Annotated in this window: 19 protein-coding genes, 1 pseudogene and 1 riboswitch; of the genes and pseudogenes, 7 read left to right on the top strand and 13 right to left on the bottom strand. The window is 43.1% G+C overall.

Annotated elements, in window-relative coordinates; genetic code table 11:
- Positions 1–3: 3 nt before the first annotated feature.
- The 4 genes from ABLT31_RS08305 to ABLT31_RS08290 all read right to left on the bottom strand — a co-directional run bounded on the left by ABLT31_RS08305 (position 4) and on the right by ABLT31_RS08290 (position 3147).
- Positions 4–939 (bottom strand): metal ABC transporter solute-binding protein, Zn/Mn family, encoded by a 936-nt coding sequence (locus tag ABLT31_RS08305; RefSeq protein WP_367750612.1) that lies wholly within the window; start codon positions 937–939, stop codon positions 4–6.
- A gap of 226 nt (positions 940–1165) precedes the next feature.
- On the bottom strand, positions 1166–1303 hold the full coding sequence (locus tag ABLT31_RS08300) for a hypothetical protein (RefSeq protein WP_367750610.1): 138 nt from the start codon (positions 1301–1303) through the stop codon (positions 1166–1168).
- Positions 1304–1425: 122 nt separating this feature from the next.
- A complete protein-coding gene (locus ABLT31_RS08295) occupies positions 1426–2142 on the bottom strand; it encodes an exonuclease domain-containing protein (RefSeq protein ID WP_367750608.1) in 717 nt (238 codons plus the stop codon).
- Positions 2143–3147 carry a DUF294 nucleotidyltransferase-like domain-containing protein gene (locus ABLT31_RS08290; protein WP_367750606.1) on the bottom strand — a complete coding sequence of 335 codons (1005 nt, stop codon included), beginning with the start codon at positions 3145–3147 and terminating at the stop codon, positions 2143–2145.
- Positions 3148–3281: 134 nt separating this feature from the next.
- On the opposite strand from ABLT31_RS08290, the pseudogene ABLT31_RS08285 reads away from it, so the two are divergent.
- From ABLT31_RS08285 to ABLT31_RS08270, 4 genes and pseudogenes are all read left to right on the top strand, one after another.
- Positions 3282–3560, top strand: a pseudogene (locus tag ABLT31_RS08285) (AMP-binding enzyme); the annotation flags it as partial.
- A gap of 153 nt (positions 3561–3713) precedes the next feature.
- On the top strand, positions 3714–5219 hold the full coding sequence (locus tag ABLT31_RS08280; RefSeq protein ID WP_367750604.1) for an ATP-binding protein: 1506 nt from the start codon (positions 3714–3716) through the stop codon (positions 5217–5219).
- A 148-nt stretch (positions 5220–5367) separates the two neighbouring features.
- Positions 5368–5640 carry a hypothetical protein gene (locus ABLT31_RS08275; protein ID WP_367750602.1) on the top strand — a complete coding sequence of 91 codons (273 nt, stop codon included), beginning with the start codon at positions 5368–5370 and terminating at the stop codon, positions 5638–5640.
- Between the two features lie 99 nt (positions 5641–5739).
- Complete coding sequence (locus ABLT31_RS08270; RefSeq protein ID WP_367750600.1) at positions 5740–5910, top strand: aspartyl-phosphate phosphatase Spo0E family protein; 171 nt, start codon at positions 5740–5742, stop codon at positions 5908–5910.
- A gap of 70 nt (positions 5911–5980) precedes the next feature.
- On the opposite strand, the gene asnB is transcribed toward ABLT31_RS08270, so the two are convergent.
- The 6 genes from asnB to ABLT31_RS08240 all read right to left on the bottom strand — a co-directional run bounded on the left by asnB (position 5981) and on the right by ABLT31_RS08240 (position 11798).
- Entirely contained in the window at positions 5981–7828 is a 1848-nt protein-coding gene (gene asnB / locus ABLT31_RS08265; RefSeq protein ID WP_367750599.1) for an asparagine synthase (glutamine-hydrolyzing), read from the bottom strand.
- Between the two features lie 386 nt (positions 7829–8214).
- On the bottom strand, positions 8215–9411 hold the full coding sequence (locus tag ABLT31_RS08260) for an ABC transporter permease (RefSeq protein ID WP_367750597.1): 1197 nt from the start codon (positions 9409–9411) through the stop codon (positions 8215–8217).
- The gene (locus tag ABLT31_RS08255) at positions 9404–10147 is read right to left on the bottom strand and encodes an ABC transporter ATP-binding protein (RefSeq protein ID WP_367750595.1); all 744 of its coding nucleotides are present in this window, start codon (positions 10145–10147) and stop codon (positions 9404–9406) included. Before ABLT31_RS08255 ends, ABLT31_RS08260 begins: the two co-directional genes overlap by 8 nt.
- Before the next feature lie 29 nt (positions 10148–10176).
- The gene (locus ABLT31_RS08250) at positions 10177–10386 is read right to left on the bottom strand and encodes a DUF2536 family protein (protein WP_367750593.1); all 210 of its coding nucleotides are present in this window, start codon (positions 10384–10386) and stop codon (positions 10177–10179) included.
- A 22-nt stretch (positions 10387–10408) separates the two neighbouring features.
- A complete protein-coding gene (locus ABLT31_RS08245; RefSeq protein ID WP_367750591.1) occupies positions 10409–10813 on the bottom strand; it encodes an FxsA family protein in 405 nt (134 codons plus the stop codon).
- A 61-nt stretch (positions 10814–10874) separates the two neighbouring features.
- Complete coding sequence (locus ABLT31_RS08240; RefSeq protein WP_367750589.1) at positions 10875–11798, bottom strand: SIR2 family protein; 924 nt, start codon at positions 11796–11798, stop codon at positions 10875–10877.
- Between the two features lie 318 nt (positions 11799–12116).
- On the opposite strand from ABLT31_RS08240, the gene ABLT31_RS08235 reads away from it, so the two are divergent.
- Positions 12117–12254: a hypothetical protein gene (locus ABLT31_RS08235; RefSeq protein WP_367750587.1), complete on the top strand. Its 138-nt coding sequence runs from the start codon at positions 12117–12119 to the stop codon at positions 12252–12254.
- A 305-nt stretch (positions 12255–12559) separates the two neighbouring features.
- Here ABLT31_RS08235 and thiC read toward each other — a convergent pair whose 3' ends face one another.
- The gene (thiC, locus tag ABLT31_RS08230) at positions 12560–14314 is read right to left on the bottom strand and encodes a phosphomethylpyrimidine synthase ThiC (RefSeq protein WP_367750585.1); all 1755 of its coding nucleotides are present in this window, start codon (positions 14312–14314) and stop codon (positions 12560–12562) included.
- A gap of 127 nt (positions 14315–14441) precedes the next feature.
- Positions 14442–14552, bottom strand: a riboswitch (TPP riboswitch).
- Between the two features lie 61 nt (positions 14553–14613).
- The gene (locus ABLT31_RS08225) at positions 14614–15861 is read right to left on the bottom strand and encodes an FAD-dependent oxidoreductase (protein ID WP_367750583.1); all 1248 of its coding nucleotides are present in this window, start codon (positions 15859–15861) and stop codon (positions 14614–14616) included.
- A 250-nt stretch (positions 15862–16111) separates the two neighbouring features.
- Here ABLT31_RS08225 and ABLT31_RS08220 point away from each other — a divergent pair, with 250 nt between their 5' ends.
- A complete protein-coding gene (locus tag ABLT31_RS08220) occupies positions 16112–16345 on the top strand; it encodes a hypothetical protein (protein WP_367750581.1) in 234 nt (77 codons plus the stop codon).
- Positions 16346–16356: 11 nt separating this feature from the next.
- Positions 16357–16662, top strand: coding sequence for a hypothetical protein (locus ABLT31_RS08215; RefSeq protein ID WP_367750579.1), 306 nt, complete (start codon positions 16357–16359; stop codon positions 16660–16662).
- Between the two features lie 60 nt (positions 16663–16722).
- Here ABLT31_RS08215 and ABLT31_RS08210 read toward each other — a convergent pair whose 3' ends face one another.
- On the bottom strand, positions 16723–17175 hold the full coding sequence (locus ABLT31_RS08210; protein WP_367750577.1) for a DUF2062 domain-containing protein: 453 nt from the start codon (positions 17173–17175) through the stop codon (positions 16723–16725).
- Between the last annotated feature and the right edge of the window lie 71 nt (positions 17176–17246).

Raw genomic sequence — 17246 nt, 5'->3', positions numbered from 1 at the left:
GATCTATTTCAAGGCGGATACGATGGTATCTATATTGTGGCGGACCATCCCAATATACGTGCCTTCCTCTGTTCCTTCATCACCCATCGCGTCTGAAAAAAGCTCACCGCCAATTTTGATGTCATGCCCTTTTTTCCTTGCCCCTTCGACAACGGCCTCAATCGCCTTAGGAGACACGCTGGATTCCACAAATACTGCTTTGATTTTTCGCTGAACAAGAAGGTCTACGAGTTCCTGAACATCAGCTAAGCCATATTCAGCATCCGTACTAATTCCCTGCAATCCCAGGACTTCTATGTCATAGGCCTCTCCGAGATAACCGAAGGCATCGTGGGCTGTTACAAGGACTCTCGATTCTTTAGGAATAAGGGCCAATTGTTCTTTCGCATATTGGTCCAATTCTTCCAGTTGCTTTAAATAGGCTGCTGCGTTTTGGGCATAGCTTTCTTTATGAGCAGGGTCTAGCTCGATTAATGCATCCCTCACCCGTTCTACCGCCTTCATCCATAATTGGACATCAAACCAAACGTGCGGATCATAGTGACCGGCAAATTCAGGGGGTTCATTAAGGTCTACCTCGTCAATAAGTTCAGTGACCTGAACTGCAGGCTTTTTATTTGCCATACGGATGAAAATGTCAGCCATTTTCCCCTCAAGATTCAGTCCGTTGTACAGGATGATATCGGCTTCCTCAAGTTTGGCGATATCTCCTTGAGAAGCCTTATACAAGTGGGGATCGACTCCTGGTCCCATTAGAGCATCCACGATCACCCATTCTTTGCCAACATTCTTCGCAATGTCAGCAATCATTCCTGTAGTGGCTGTCACTTTAATCGTGCTGTCATTTTCCTCGGGGGAAATGGCTTGATCAGAACAGGCAGATAGGAAAAGTCCCATAAGCAACAGTAGACTTAGAGCCATCATTTTTACTCGATTCATCTTTCAATCTCCTCCATTCAACAAAAGATAACTTTCAAGTCCCAAACAGAGTTGCACTCGGCAAACAATTGGGCCAAAAAAAACCTCTACGCTTTTATTTATATTTTGCAATCATCCAACTTTTTTTGCAATAACAAACTCTGTTGTATTTATACTACTTTTGCTTGCGTTGCCGGCTTCGTTGGTCTATTACACTATGAGAAAAAGAATCAATGGGTGCATATTCTCATCCATTCCTAATCCGGTTTTGAGCCTTTAGCTGTTCGATTTTTCTGCGGATTTCCTGGTCTTCTTCCGGAGACAGGATGCCTAATCGAGCTAATACATCCGTTATCTTTTCAAGGCGTTGGACGGTTCTTCCCATTCGTGCCACCTCCTGTTCTGAGTTGTGCAATGGATTAAAAGTTTCCCTTACTCAAAATATATTCCTCTCGTTAAAATTATGTTCCTAGGCCAAGAATAGAAAAAAGCAACCCATTCGGCTGCTTAAGAATTGGAGGTATGTCGGATTTTGGACAGCTTCTGATAAAGATGTTCCAAGGTATATACGCCTTGTTTTTCTAGTTCTGTTACGGCCTTTTCCCAGAGTGAAACAGCAGCTAAAGCATCCCCGATCGCCGTATGCCGTGCAGGATTGCAAATGCCGAAGCGCGAACAGGCTTCGTCAAAGGTAGGAGGCGGTAAGGAGGGATCGATTAATTTCATGATTCCATAAAGATCCAAGACTCGATGCGTGATGCGGGAACGGTACTTCTTCCAGAGAAAATAATTCATGAACTTGATGTCATGCCCCACATAATAACCCAGTAAAACAGATGAACCGATATAGGAGAAAAACTGGGGCATAATTTCCTCAAGGCGCGGAGCCAGTTCAAGATCCTCCATGGTGATACCTGTCAATTGACTGATGTTCTCTGGAATAATGGAATTAATCTGAATCAAAGAATGGAAAGGCTTTTGGTCCCTTTCGCCAGCACTCCACTTTACCGCAGCTAGGGAGATGATCTCATCCCCATGTTCTGGTGAAAATCCGGTCGTTTCGGAATCAATGCCGGCTACAACCAGGGAAGCTAAAGGAGCAGTCAGTTGTTTTTGATTTGCAGCTGCTTCCCGGACTAGACTTCTCCTCCAAGCCTCATTTTCCATGGAAGCCCGGCCAGTCAGGTGAAGCAAACGATGGACGAATTGGTTAAAACGCTGCATCTAGGAGAAACCTCCCCGCTTTTTTTTCGCCATCTCTCTACGCCAGCGCTTCTGCTGTTTGCGAATGAACAGCAAATGGCTTCTAAGGCTATCCAGATCAGAGGATGACCATTCGTTCAGATTAGCATAGTCCTGTAAAGGCTGATTATTCTGAAAGCAAGCTGTATGTTGATGAAGCCGTGCATATAAATAAAAGCTAAGACAATCTTCCCATTGCTTTTTTTCTTCTCCAGAAAAATACCCTTTTTGATGGAGTTCTGCAATTCGATCTACGGTGGAAGCCTGCTGGCTTCCTGCCAGAAGTGAAAGAGCGCGAATAATGGCTACCATTTGGTAATACCCACCTTCTTTCAAGTGAAACAAGCCAGCGTAATCTCCATACCTCGAGGTAAGCAGATTTCCGAAAACCCCCATGGGAAGGGGATAATTTAACGAATATAAAACGACTCGTTCTATCCAGGCTGCCGAACGATCCATTCCCCCTATCCATTCCTTGAATTCTTGTAAGAGGGAACTAGAGCCGTAGACCGGTCGCATATCTAAGGCTAGAAGGATGAAGCGAATATTATTAGCTGTCAAATTTCGAATCCATTCCGTCCATTGCTTTTTCCAACCTTCTATATTCTGCAGCCATCGAGGATTATTGGCCATCACCCACCCATCACATAAAGGGTATCCAGCTGCCAGGAGGCGTTGGACTGCTGTTTCCGCCCATTGCTGCAAAAATGGCTGAATTTCGTCATTTTCCATGCAATCGGACTTATAAATCATGGCATTATCCTGGTCGGTCCAAAAGGTGCGCTCTCCTCTTCCTCCGCTTCCCATTTCCAGAAAGCAAAAAGAAACTGCCGGCGGATGGCATTGGGTGGTGAGAAATTGATCGACCCCGCTTAGCGTCTGACGATGAAGCTCATCATGGAGCCGATTGATTTCCTGGATAGAAGAAAAGATGGATTCCTTGGTAGCCTGTAAAGCGATGTCCAGAATTTTTTGATTGGTGCTCACTCTTTAGCCCCCTTCAGCTCCGTGACTATGTCAGTTATTATAACATAATACTATCATCATCTCACGCGAACCTTTTATATATGAGAAAAAGTGCATACTTTTTTGAAAACGCTACCATCGGTGAGCGAGCACTGGGCGGGGAAAATATTTATCCGCGTGGGATCGAAGAATTCCTATACACACACCCCAAAATATTGGACGTTCAAGTCGTGGGTGTCCCCGATGAGCATTATGGAGAACAAGTGGCTGCTTTCGTTAAGGTGAAAGAGGGAGAATCGCTGAGCACTGAGGGGATACAGGAGTACTGCCAAGGGAAGATCGCTCGCCTTAAGATACCTTATTATGTAGAGATCGTTACAGACTTTCCAATGACTGCGTCGGGTAAAATTCAAAAATATAAACTGCGCGAATGAGCTGTCCGCACGCATAATCTCATAAATGCTAGTGATATAGAAACCGCTTAGTGAAAGATTGCCTATTTCTGGGCAATCTTTTTTCTATGAACTCTAGTTGTTTCAATGTATAATATTGTTGAACTATGTATATAAGGAGAAACTAAAACAGCAGTGACTAAGCAACGATGGTTTAACAATAGTCTTTTTTACTTGTGCATTGTCATCATTCCTTCCCTGCTTTTTAGCTATTTGTATATTCAAGAGCAGTCAGAGAAAGAAAGAGAAAAAATTCATAGGGAAGCCCAACGCTATGCGGGAATCCACGCCATGAGCATCGATGGATTTTTCGGGGAAACAGTCGGGCGCCTCGAGACCATGGCTTTGCTGGTTCAACTTCATAAAGGAAATCTTTCCCATATCGGATATTTGTTAGAGGAAACCAAAGGGAAGGATCCTCGATTCTCGGGTTTTTATTGGGTCAGTCCTGAGGGGGATATTCTAATTAGCACCAATCCCCTGACGGGAAAAGTAAATTTATCTGATCGGGATTATTTTAAAAAGGCACTCGTTTCTGAGCAAACCACGGCTTCCAAAGCCCATCTGGGCCGGGTAACTGGCAGATATATTGTCTCCCTGGCTACTCCCGTGGTTCTTGAAAATCAAGTACTGGGTGTACTCATCGGAAGTGTTCGTCTGGATTATATCCAGGAATTTCTTGGACATTCTTTAGCTGAAGAAGGGATTAAGGTTTCAGATCAGACTGGGCAACTCCTAATCGATATAAGACCTGAAAAAGAACAAGAACGTCTGGTCGAAGCTACAATCAGTACAGGTCGGGCGCCATGGAATATCACCGTTAGCTTTCCGGATATCGACAGAAGCTGGTACGTTTCCACACTGGCGACGGCTCTTGCCATCAGCCTGATATTTACCCATATTGTGTTCATTCTTGTTCATTATGATCGTTTGCGTCGACGGCTAAACTTGGAAAAACTTCAAAATGATGCACAGAAAATGGAACTGGTCGGAAGTTTAGCGGCGAGTACCGCTCATGAAATTCGCAATCCGCTGACAGGCATTAAGGGATTGACGACACTATTAAGTGAAAAGCATAAAGATGAGCAGGATCAATTCTACTTCTCTGTTATTCAGCAGGAAATCGACCGAATCAATGCCATCGTTTCTGAATTTCTTGTCCTGGGTAAGCCCACCGTCCAAGTGCTCACGGATATTAACTTGGCAGATGTATTGACTGAGCTTGCCCCAATTGTGGAGTCTGAGTCTCATATGTTTAAGGTTCAGCTTTCTTATTCAGCACCTTCTACCCCGCTCTACGTGACATGTTCCCGGGACCACTTGAAGCAAGTCATTTTAAATGTGACGAAAAATGCTCTGGAAGCCATGCCCAATGGAGGTATTCTATCGATTGCGGCCTATCGAAGGGATAATCAGTGCGTGATTTCCATTAAAGATACCGGGGATGGAATACCTTTAGATGTCATAAAAAAGATCTTTGACCCCTTCTTTACTCTTAAAAAGCACGGTACCGGCTTAGGGCTTGTGATCTGTAAACGGATCATTGAGATGTATGGAGGTTCAATCGAAATACAAAGCACCCCCCGGGCAGGTACTGAGGTAGAGATTTTTCTCCCTTTGTCGAATAAACCAAACTCTTGATAGGATTGCAGACTTATGACTGTGATTCTATCAAGTTTTTTTGCTTTGCAAGCTTTTTAAAAAATGGTAACAGTTTTTTAATTGGCAGAAAAACATGGTATGATGATATAAATGGTTGCGTGAAAAAGTCTGATAGGAGAGAATGCTGATGATTCTGCCAAGGTCTGAAGTTGAAAGGAAGGAATTTGAAGCAATTCAAAGCTGGTTTCCAGCATCCAGGATAAAAGAGGATTATAATCGGGAAATCCTTGATATCGGTGCAGAAATCCCCTACGACAATCAGGTGTTCATTCTATTAAAGGGAGAACAAACGGGACATAAATATGAAATTATCGCCCCGGATTGTAAATGGTTTGAGGGTCTGGAGGATTTAAGCTCGGTGGAGAGCCTCATTAAGAGATTATGTCGAGAATCGTCATGAAATGACGAGCAAAAAGGATCGAATTATATCGCTTTATCCATTACTATAGACTAGTATATTATTTTTGATGCTAATACAGTAAAGGAAGAAGGCGTTAAAGTGCTTACACAAGTTAATGTGGAGGACGAAATTCATAAATTGAAAGACCAGCTTGAGCAAATGGCCGCAAAGCATAATTTTAATTTTCAGCATCCTGATGTGATTTCGCTTAGTCAAAAGCTGGACAAGCTTATTACACTGGTCATGAGGAATAAATGGCACGGCAGATAGATAGCACTTACCTTCCTAATTTTAAATAGAAACAGGACGAAGCGGAGCACTCTTCGTCCTTCATTTATTTTTAGATCAGCTTGACTTTGTATTCCTCCATCCAGGTATTCACTTGGGCTAGATATGCAAACCACTGAGGCAGGTTCATCAGCTGGCCAAACCACGGAATGTGTTGGTTTATTAAATTTGGCTGTTCCATGAATCGAAGAATCGCTTCTTTATTAACAAGGGGTTGAATGGGTGCCTGCGGATCTTCCAGAATGTCCAAGAGCCAGCTTTTTGTGGCTTGCAGATAAGCGGGATTATGAGTTTTCGGATAAGGGCTCTTTTTCCGAGTGATGACATCTGTAGGAAGAATCTCTTGAAGTGCACGGCGCAGCAATCCTTTCTCGCGATCCCCGTTCGTCTTCATATGCCAGGGGATATTCCAGGCGTACTCTACCAGCCTATGGTCACAAAACGGCACGCGGACCTCCAGGCCGACCCCCATGCTCATCCGGTCTTTTCGATCCAGCAAAGTGGGCATCCAACGGGTTAAATTCAAGTAAAACATTTCGCGTACTTTTTCTTCTGCTGGGTCCTCTCCTTCGAGTTTAGGTACTTCCGCTATCGCCTCACGATAACGACCAGCCATATAATCCTCGGCTTTAATCTCTTGTTTTATCTCGTCAGAATAAAATCCGAGCTTAAAATCCAAGTTTCTCGTCCATGGAAAACGATCGTCAGACCAAAGTTCTGTTCGATGAAACCAAGGATATCCCCCAAATACTTCATCTGCACATTCACCTGATAAGGCAACTGTTGCTTCTTTCTTGATTTCCTTACAGAATAAATAAAGGGATGCATCGATATCTGCCATACCAGGCAAATCTCTTAAACGGTAAGCCTCTTTTAGCGCATCGACCAGTTGCGGGGTATCAATGGTAATCGAGTGATGAACGGTACCGAAATATTCTGAGACTCTCTTAATCCATGGACCATCAGCATTAGGTTGATATTCATTTGATTTAAAGTACTTATCGTTATCAACGTAATCAACAGAAAAGGTATGCAAGGGGGCTTTCCCTTCCTTTTGGTAGGAAAGAGCAGCAATAGCGGTAATCGCGCTGGAATCAAGACCACCGGAAAGAAGTGTACAGACAGGTACGTCAGCGATAAGCTGTCGCTTTACGCTATCCTGGAATAGGTGTCTTACTTGTTCTGTCGTTTCTTCCAAGTCTCCTTGATGCGGCTTGCTCGACAAGCTCCAGTAGGGCTGCTGTCTCAGCTGATTGCGGTCATATGCGAGATAATGGCCAGGCAGCAGCTCTTTGATTCCGCGAAAAATTCCATGTCCTGGTGTACGGGAAGGTCCCATTACGAGTAATTCAGCTACTCCCTCTCGATCCACCTCTGGCTTCACCCCGGGGTGGGCCAGTAAGGACTTCAGTTCAGAGGCAAAGAGAAAGGTACTCCCAAACTGTGTGTAAAAGAGCGGCTTTACTCCTAAGCGATCTCGTGCAACAAATAAGCGCTGCTTTGCTTCATCCCATATGGCAAAGGCAAAGATACCGTTCAGCTTTTCCAAACATCCTTCCCCCCACTCCATAAAGGAGGTCAAGAGTACTTCTGTATCCGAGTGAGAACGAAAACGATATCCCCGATCCAACAATTCTTTGCGAATGTCTTCTGTGTTGTACAGCTCTCCATTATAGACCATGGTGAAGCTTCGTTCCCCAATATTCCGGGTCATTGGCTGTGCTCCGCCTGCAGGATCGACTACCACAAGGCGACGATGGCCTAACGCTGCATGCCGGGATAGCCAAAATCCCTCTGCATCGGGTCCGCGGTTATATAAAGGGGTAGTCATCTTTTTCAGTGATTCCTTCTCCTTGCTTAAATCTCTTTGCCAATCAATCCACCCTGTAATTCCACACATAATGATTCATCCTTTCGTTTCGTTTTTATGAGCTTTATGTTAACATCCATGACACTTGAACTTTGTATATTGTATACCATTTGATTTTATTCATATGCTGCTAAGCTGAATGTGTGACTCCCATTATTCAAATTTTTATCCCTATACTTAGGCGATCGCCCTTGCTCCTGTTTAGCCTATGCAGGAATAAGAGCAGTTGATTAGAATATTTTTGTTAGAGATTAGGAAACATCTCAGACAGAACCAAAAAGACACACCCGAGTTTTGGAAACGAGTGTGCCTCATTTTGTAACCATGATTTTTTTCGTACTGTCAGAATTAATAACTTTGTTATATTATTTGGACAGCACGAGGGAAACTTATAGACGCAAAACTAAAGTTGGGCGTCAGCCAAGTTTTCTGGAAAAGAAAGGAAAAGCAATGATGTAAGAAAACAATCCTCCTACTGTAAGAAATGCTGTCAGTACGTAAAAGCCGTATGAAAATAAACTGAAAGACATGCAGATGGATTGAATCACAAGAAAACTGAGCAATGATAACTGGAAGCCCCTCCTTTTGGCTTCCAAGGAAATGGGATACACATGATCCCAAAAGCTATCCTTCAGACGATTCCAGCTGTTGATGAGTTGAACGGCATTGGAAAGGAGGCACATCAGATATACGATGGCTGCCCAGGTCAAGGAAGGAACAAAGAAAAGGATCAGAGTTCCCAAAAAGGTTAGGCGAATATAATGGTTAGATACATCCTCATAGCGAATAAAGGAGCGGAGGTACAAATGCAGGTGGCTCCATTGATGCTTCAAAGGTATCCAGCGCAACAACAGGATCCAAAATGTACGCCGCTTAATTTTGACGGGATAGTTTGGGACATCCATAAACCACTGAGCAAAGGCATAAAATGCACCCTGACTCTTCCCTTCTCTTTCCACCAGATTGGGCCAAAAAAGCGATGATTTGATGAAAAGCCAAATGTAGGAGAATATAACTCCACCCACGAGTCCGCCTAGGATGCCCAGCGGGACAAGCGCAACCTGAAAAATACTAAGACATAGGACCAGGTTTATTATCAGACGCAGGAATTTCAATAAGCCGCCTCTTCTCTCCGGGAAACGCAGCTCGACCCATGAAGCAAGCAAGTTACTCCATTTTATCAGCAGAAGGATGATAAAAGCACCGTAGAAATCAGTTGGGTGCGGGGAAATCTTGGCGTAAAACAAGGGTGATAATATGAGGAAGACAAAGAATAAGGTCACTCCTTGGATCAAACCGCTATAAAGAAAGCTTAGTCTAAAATATTCCCCTAGCCTCTGTTCCATTGGAAGCAGAAACATGGGATCAGGAGGTTTGACGAAAGTCCTGATATCCCCTTTTGTCAGGGCATAGGCCAAGATGGGCGATAATATCCACCCAATATCCCACGTATCAGGAAATTCCTCCAGGATGTAGCGATAGAGAAAAGCAAGCAAAATAAGTAGAATGATAGGCACATACATGTACCCTGTTAAAATGACCCTCAAGTAGCGAATAGCGTCGCCCCAGAACCATGATGCCCTGTCCAGCCACATTTTTCTAACCTTATTCATTTCGGTTTACCTCGGTTACCTGCATAAAGATCTCATCCAATGATGCTTGATGCAGCTTGGTTTGCTGTCTTAATTCCGGTAGTGATCCCTGCAGCAGGATTCTTCCTTCGTGAAGCAGGACAAAGCGGTCGCAGAAAAGCTCTGCCGTGGAAAGGATGTGTGTGGAAACTAAAATCCCAGCACCCTTTTTTTGACGCCGTTTCATTAATTCGAGGAGGGACCGTATGGCTTTAGGGTCTAACCCTACGAACGGTTCGTCAATCACATAAAGTGACGGTTCAAGCATGAAGGCACAAATAATCATTAATTTTTGCTTCATCCCTTTGGAAAACGTTTCAGGCAGCCAATGTTTCATCGGTTCCATCCGGAACTCAGATAAAAGCGACTGTGCCCGAGGAACCCAATCATCCTCGCTAAGCCCATAGGCCATGGCAGTTAATTCAAGATGCTCCCACAACGTTAGCTGTTCATAAAATATAGGTGTTTCTGGAATATAAGTTACCTGTGCCTGATACGCCTCTCGATGCTGATCCCTGGTTATCCCTTTAATGGAAATCGAGCCGTTCGTCGGCTCAAGCAATCCTAGAATGTGTTTAATAGTTGTACTCTTTCCTGCTCCATTCAATCCAATCAAACCGACGATTTCGTTGCTTCTTACTTGAAAGTGAAGATGATGCAGGACTGGCCTGCTTTTTAAATACCCCCCGCTCAAATCCTCAACCTGCAAAATGGGCACCTGGCTTTTCTCCATTTCAGGAACCAATTTTAGACCTTGGCTTTAAAGTGAACCGCTGCACTGTATAGTCTTTTTCCAGTTGTTGAATCAACTGTTACTTGGTGTTGGACGGAGTGGACATGTAGCAGGAGTACTTTGTTATTTTCAATTTGTTCATCAATCATTTTTTCTAGCTTCTTTAAATCATAGGCTTCAAAAAATTCAATTTTGTCCTCAATGCGTTCAAGTTTTAGCTGCATATATTTCTTCTCTCCTTTAAGCTTACCATCTGCGGAAGTTGCCGCCATAAAACGATATTTTGCCGTTCTGGATATTTTTCCATAGCCAATTTTTTATATAAGTTTTCATGACTCTTCGCGATATCGGCAAAAGACAAAGGAACCCAAAAGTATCGGTAAAAAAACCTGGAGTCAATAACAATACTCCACCAACTAATATGAATATGCCATCCAGGATCGCTTCACCGGGCAACTCCCCCCGCTGAAGCTGGACTTGAGCCATGCGGAAAATCTCCAGCCCCTGCCGTTTAGCCAGCCAGGCCCCGACTAACCCTGTGAGAACGACAAGAAGCAAGGTGGGGAGCCATCCGATGGCTTGACCGGCTGTAATTAACCCCCAAATCTCCAAGGTTGGTACAATAATGAGTACGGCTACTAGAAACTTCACGGAATTCACACCTTTCAATACCCCTTCTACTCATCTTATCAATTTTCCTCCCCTTCTACAATTAATCCTCAATCAGCTTTCCCAGATAAAAAGGAATCTCTTGAAAATCATTGACCCAAATCACATTGAGCCCTAAATTATTAGCGTCCTGTTCCTCAAACATTTCGGCCAATCGAATAAACGTATCAGTATAAATATGTTCTTCGTCCTTTATCCCTATTTCTGAGATGTGCTGCCGAACTTCGCTCTCGTTATATCTTTTTTTGAATATATAATGGTTTTTTAGGATTTTATCGGGTTTTTTTCTCATGGAAACGTCCAAAAGCCTTCTTAAGTTTGGATCTGTCATACTCAGTCCAATAAACAGGCATAGGTTTTGATTCAAAAGATTGAGCTGTACGAGATTGGACCAGCTGAACGGGTCAATAAACTGGGAGTGGTAGGCATCTTCACTAGAAACGATATGAAATCCGGATAAGTCCCCTTCTCGGGGCAAAAAACCGTGAACATGATAAATGGGCAGCTCGGAAGGCAAGTATCTTTCTCCCTCTTTAGAGATGGATTTATATCGGATTTTATTTTTCTCCAAATTTTGCTCGACGACATCATCAAAATTAAAAGTCACTATAGAGTGCAAGGATTTCCTTTCCCGCTGGGGTCGGCATAGTTCTACAATAACGTCCATCAACTCATTGCTACGGGGCTGGTTCTGGTAAATCGCTCTCCTTACATAATGCAAAAAATCGTTCCCTAATTCTATCTTAAGATACTGAAGGACAATAAGTGGTGATCGCTTAAAGTACTCTAAATAAATCTCAGCCAGTTTCTCGTGAGAGATATTTTCTTTCTGAACTTTTTTTACAAAGAGCTCACCGAGCAAATGCTTCAATAAATGATTCCAAACGGGGATACCGGAGTCAGCCGAAACCCCTGCTCCACAAAATAAGGTTAGATTTCCTTTTACAAACTCTTTTCGTATCTTCACTAGATCCGGGTTGGCATCCAGCTTCTGGGTTTTCGATTGCTTATCAATTGGATAAATATTGCAACACCTCCGTATGAAGTGTACTACTTCTCTCTTAGTAGAATATTTATGGGATAAGGTAGTCATACCTGGGAATCTGCAAAAATAAAAAATGTTCGTTTTTTAGGGGTCAATAAAGTTTAATCTTATTGAATCAGGAGTAAATCCTATTAAAATATGAACAATTATTGAAAAATATGTGACAATATTGTGAAAAAATTATTGACACTATGTTAGCTCTGTTTTAATCTGTAAATAAAGGGGAGGGATGTTTCATGAGTGAAATTGAGCGAATTTGTAAAATTTATCGTTGTGGCTGAAGTCGTTTTCGCAATCTGTGTTTCCTTAACGACCCCATTCTTACCAAAGATCATGCAGCGGATAGAGCAAAAGAAAGCACAAAATCAAGCATCTTAGAATGAAAACCCATACAAATAAATAAGATGGCCTTCTTGGCTGTAACCACTTCCAATCTCAATTTAAAGTATAAAAAGAAAAAAGCAGATTTATCTGCTTTTTTCTTTTTATTCAAAAATTTCTCTTAATAATATACACTTTCCGAATGAAGACATTTCGGGCAAGTTTTCATTAATTCGCTAGAAACGAATTCATGCACACATTTACTTTGAAGTGAAATAAGTTCTTCTCTGAGTCGTTGAGTTCTTTTTTCTAACTCCCTGATTGATTCCAACAGCTCTGAGGCTTTTATCTCATTCGCAGCATTACCCATAAATCTTGCTTCCTCTTTCCCTGAATTCTTTGGACTTTTCCTTCATTCCTTCCTCTAAAGCATACTCCTCGCGAATCGTATGCGTAATTTTCATACTGCAAAACTTAGGCCCGCACATCGAACAAAAATGTGCACTCTTAGCACCTTCAGCAGGCAGGGTTTCATCATGATATTCCATAGCGCGTTCTGGATCGAGGGATAGATTGAATTGATCCCTCCAACGAAAATCAAATCGGGCTTTGGATAAGGCGTTGTCGCGGGTCTGAGCGTGGGGGTGTCCCTTAGCCAGATCTGCTGCATGGGCTGCGATTTTGTAAGTAATAATGCCCGTCCTTACATCTTCTTTATTTGGCAGCCCCAGGTGTTCTTTTGGCGTTACATAGCAAAGCATGGACGTCCCCATCCACCCTATCATGGCAGCTCCAATTGCCGACGTGATGTGATCATAACCAGGTGCAATGTCAGTAGTTAAGGGCCCAAGGGTGTAAAAAGGCGCCTCGTGGCAAATCTCAAGCTGCAAATCCATATTTTCCTTTATCTTGTGCATCGGAACATGGCCCGGTCCTTCGATCATGACCTGCACATCATGTTTCCAGGCAATTTTCGTTAGTTCTCCTAATGTTTCCAGTTCAGCAAATTGGGCTTCATCATTGGCATCGGCGATGGAACCAGGACGGAGGCCATCCCCTAAGGAGAAAGAAACATCATAGGCTTTCATAATCTCACAGATTTCTTCAAAATGAGTATAAAGGAAATTTTCTTCGTGATGGGCTAGACACCAAGCGGCTAAGATCGATCCTCCTCTGGAAACAATACCTGTGACACGTTTGGCGGTCAACGGAATATATCGCAGCAGTACACCAGCGTGAATGGTAAAGTAATCAACCCCTTGCTCAGCTTGTTCGATAAGGGTATCGCGGTAAATTTCCCATGTCAGATCTTCCGCTTTTCCGTTTACTTTTTCTAATGCCTGATAAATGGGTACAGTGCCCACGGGAACCGGTGAGTTGCGGATAATCCACTCCCGGGTGGTATGAATATTTTTCCCTGTGGACAGATCCATAATGGTATCGGCGCCCCAGCGAGTAGCCCAGACCATTTTCTCCACTTCCTCCTGAATGGATGAGGTAACAGCTGAGTTTCCGATGTTGGCATTGATTTTCACGTGAAAGTTGCGGCCGATTATCATTGGTTCAGATTCCGGGTGGTTGATGTTAGCGGGTATAATGGCTCTTCCTTCCGCCACTTCCTTCCTGACGAATTCCGGAGAAAGCCCCTCGCGAATCGCTATAAATTCCATTTCGGGTGTCGTGATCCCTTGCCGGGCATAGTGAAGCTGAGTGACGTTCCTGCCTGGCTTTGCCCGTAAGGGGTTGCGCTTTAGACCCGGAAAAACCTCGCGATTGGCCGGTTCGCTTTGTTCCTTGAATCCATCATCCTCAGGCTTAATTTCACGGCCTGTATATTCCTCCACATCACCTCGTTCCATAATCCAGCCGCGGCGTACGGCAGGTAGTCCTTGATGAATATCAGGGGCTTGGGTAGCGTCGGTATATAAGCCGCTCGTATCATATACTCTTACCGGTTCGTTTTCTGTTTCCCCAAAGCTGTTTACCGTTGGAGATAGCATGATCTCTCGCATAGGGACACGAATTTCCTCACGAGACCCTTGCACATACACCTTTTGACTGCCTGGAAACGGTTGGATAATGGGAGACACAATGATTGGTTTGGTAGAATTGGACATAAAAAAACCTCCTATTTTAAAAGATTCTAATCATTTTGAACCTTTCATGGAGGCGGAAGAAACACAAATGAAAATAGCCGCATTGGTTACATGCGGCGTATGGTCATACGTGTGCTGTCAAATAGACAAAGCTGTAAGATCACATTCCTCCGCTGGCATTATCCAGTTCAGGTTCAACGGTCGATAACGGTATAGATATCCTCTCAGCCTGGTTCCCCAAGCTCCCGCAATAAGACTTATGAAGTTTTACAAAAATAAGAATATCATGGAAGTAATGTCTTGGCAATCCTTTTTTTAATTTAGCTATATTGAGGGCGCATTTTCGCTCTCTTATTCACGTGCTGATCGGCACCAAGTGCAGCAATAGCGCCATCTGCGGCGGAAATAACCGCTTGCTTAATCGGCGTACGGCGAGCATCCCCACCAGCAAAAACGCCATCCACACTTGTGCGAAGATATTCATCGACCACTACATAACCTTCTTCATCACGCTGTACGGCATTCTTAAGGAAGTCAGTTCCTGGCTTCATCCCTGCAAGGTATAAGAATACACCATCGACATCCCATGTCACTTCATTCTTCTGGTCATCCTGAATTACCAATTTTTCCACCTTGTTTCCTCCGGTAATCTCCTTCAAACGGTGCTTATAGTAGATTTTTACGTTTGGCTTTTGCTCTAGTTCGGATATGTCTACTTCACCCTTGAATTGGTTAATCGGCACGACGAGGCGGACTTCTTTACAAAACTTGGATAAAGCTTCTGCTTCATGAACAGCCTCTTCCGTTTCCCCCACAACCGCTACGGTACGGTCTTGGAAGAAAGCAGCATCACATGTGGAACAGTAGCTCACTCCACGGCCGGTAAATTCTTCTTCCCCTTTAATTTTATTGAGAGGTGCTTTAGCTCCAACGCCTATAAACACGCTTTTAGCTTTGATCGTACCTTCCGGCACTTCAAGCTTTTTCACTTCCGGGTCAGAAAAATCTACACTCAATACGTTCGTACGTACAAATTTTGTCCCGAAGTCTTTGGCTTGCAGTTGCATTTGCTGCAGCAGCTCTAATCCTGTCACCTCTCCACGCACACCAGGATAGTTCGCTATCTTATGCGTGATTGCCAATGTTCCGGCGGCAGGAGCTTTATCAATGACTAATACATTCAACTTCCCGCGAGAAGCGTAAATGGCTGCGGAAGTACCAGCAGGTCCCCCGCCAATCGCTACAAGATCATAGACTTGATCCAAAATTTCAGCATTTACTTGAGTGAAAATTTCTTCTTCCTTCTTCGCCTCAGTTGACGATGGCGTCGGCTCGTCAGTTATTCCTAAATACTGCTTCATTTTATTTGGTCTATAACCAATAAAAGTTTCTCCATCAATGATTGTAACAGGAGCAGAAAAAATTCCCATAGCATGAAGATCATCAAAAAACTGTGGATTTTCCGTTACGTTTCGATTCTCGTATTCTATTCCCCAATTTTTAAGATCATTTTTTATTTTTTCGCAATAAGGACACCCAGTGCTGCTATATAAAATTGCTCTTGGCATTATAACCACTCCATTTCTTATTTCTAACTAATACTAGTTTATAATAATTACATTTAAAATTCAAGTGTTTTTTTCTTTAAGTCCCTATTTGATTTATCTCCTATGTATTTTGCCACTTTATCATCTGATTACCCTATGGAATGGAACGATGGGAGAAGAAGAGTTTGGTTAGTTTGGGGTTAGTCTGTATTTTTTTGTCGTCTTCAACAAAACCTACTAAGAAGAAATCATACATGAGGTGAGACACATTATGGACGTGTTTACTCTGCTTGTGGCCATTGTCATCCTGGTTCTAAGTGCGGGGTTAGTCTTGTCGCTTCGGATTCGTGCAAGACAGAAAAGCGAAATAGATACCGGCGTCAGTGATAAGATCAAGTCGAATCCTGTATTGCTCAACCCGATTATCCTCAGCTATGTATTGTTTGCCGCGGTCATTTTCGCTCTGGTTTGGTTTTTTAAGTACTATTATAAAGTTCCTTTTTAGTGAGGTGGATCATGGAGAAAAAACGTTATTACGTAAATGTTGAACATGGGATTATTCTGGATGATCAAGGGGCAGACACTTACGAATTTGAAGTGGACGCGACCGAACAAGAATTACAGCAATTGCAGGATCTTTTTGATAAAACTCACCAAAAAGAAATGGGAACGTGGCTTCGTGCCCATACTCCTTATATTCAATACCATGATGACGAGGATAATCACGAATACGACCACTCGCTCCAACAGGTATACCGCATGCTCCATCAATTGGGTACAGCGAAAACCAAAGACCATATTGAAAGCATGGGGATTCTTTAAGGGTTGCAGCAAAGTCTGTAACCCTTTTTTAGATGCAATAAAAAAAGACCTGATAAGAAATCAGGTCTCCCTTTGAAGCTTCTTTAATATGGTATAGCGATACTTGCTGAAAACGTAATAAAAAAGGATGTAACCGAGTATACCGAATATTAAGGTATTCAAGGCTGCCCCTACAAAAAAATAAAGACTAATATCTTGAATAGCGGAGAGGTAACCTAGAGTGGACTCTTGAGATTGTGCGGAATCAGAAAACATGAACAAGCACCCAACCTTGTAGTTCAGCAGAAAAAGAAATGGCCATAAAAAGGAACCGCACGAGGCAGAAATAACAGCTGCAGGGATATTTCCGCGAACAATCCGCGCTAAAACCACGGACAGCATTGGACCTAAACCGAAGGTAGGAAACCAATTGGGGGCGAAACCAAAAACAAGTCCCAAGGAAATCTTTTGTGCTCCTTTTTTTAAGCGGAAGAGGCTTATGAGGTAAAACTTGATTATCCTTTTCAATTTCATGTGAAATACCCTCGTGTTCGCAGTTTCTCGTTCACTTTACTTCATCTTTTATCTCCTTAGCCATTACTATC

Source organism: Ammoniphilus soli (genome assembly GCF_040813775.1).
Note: the sequence above shows the minus strand (reverse complement) of the source record. Positions and strands in the feature narration are given on the sequence as shown.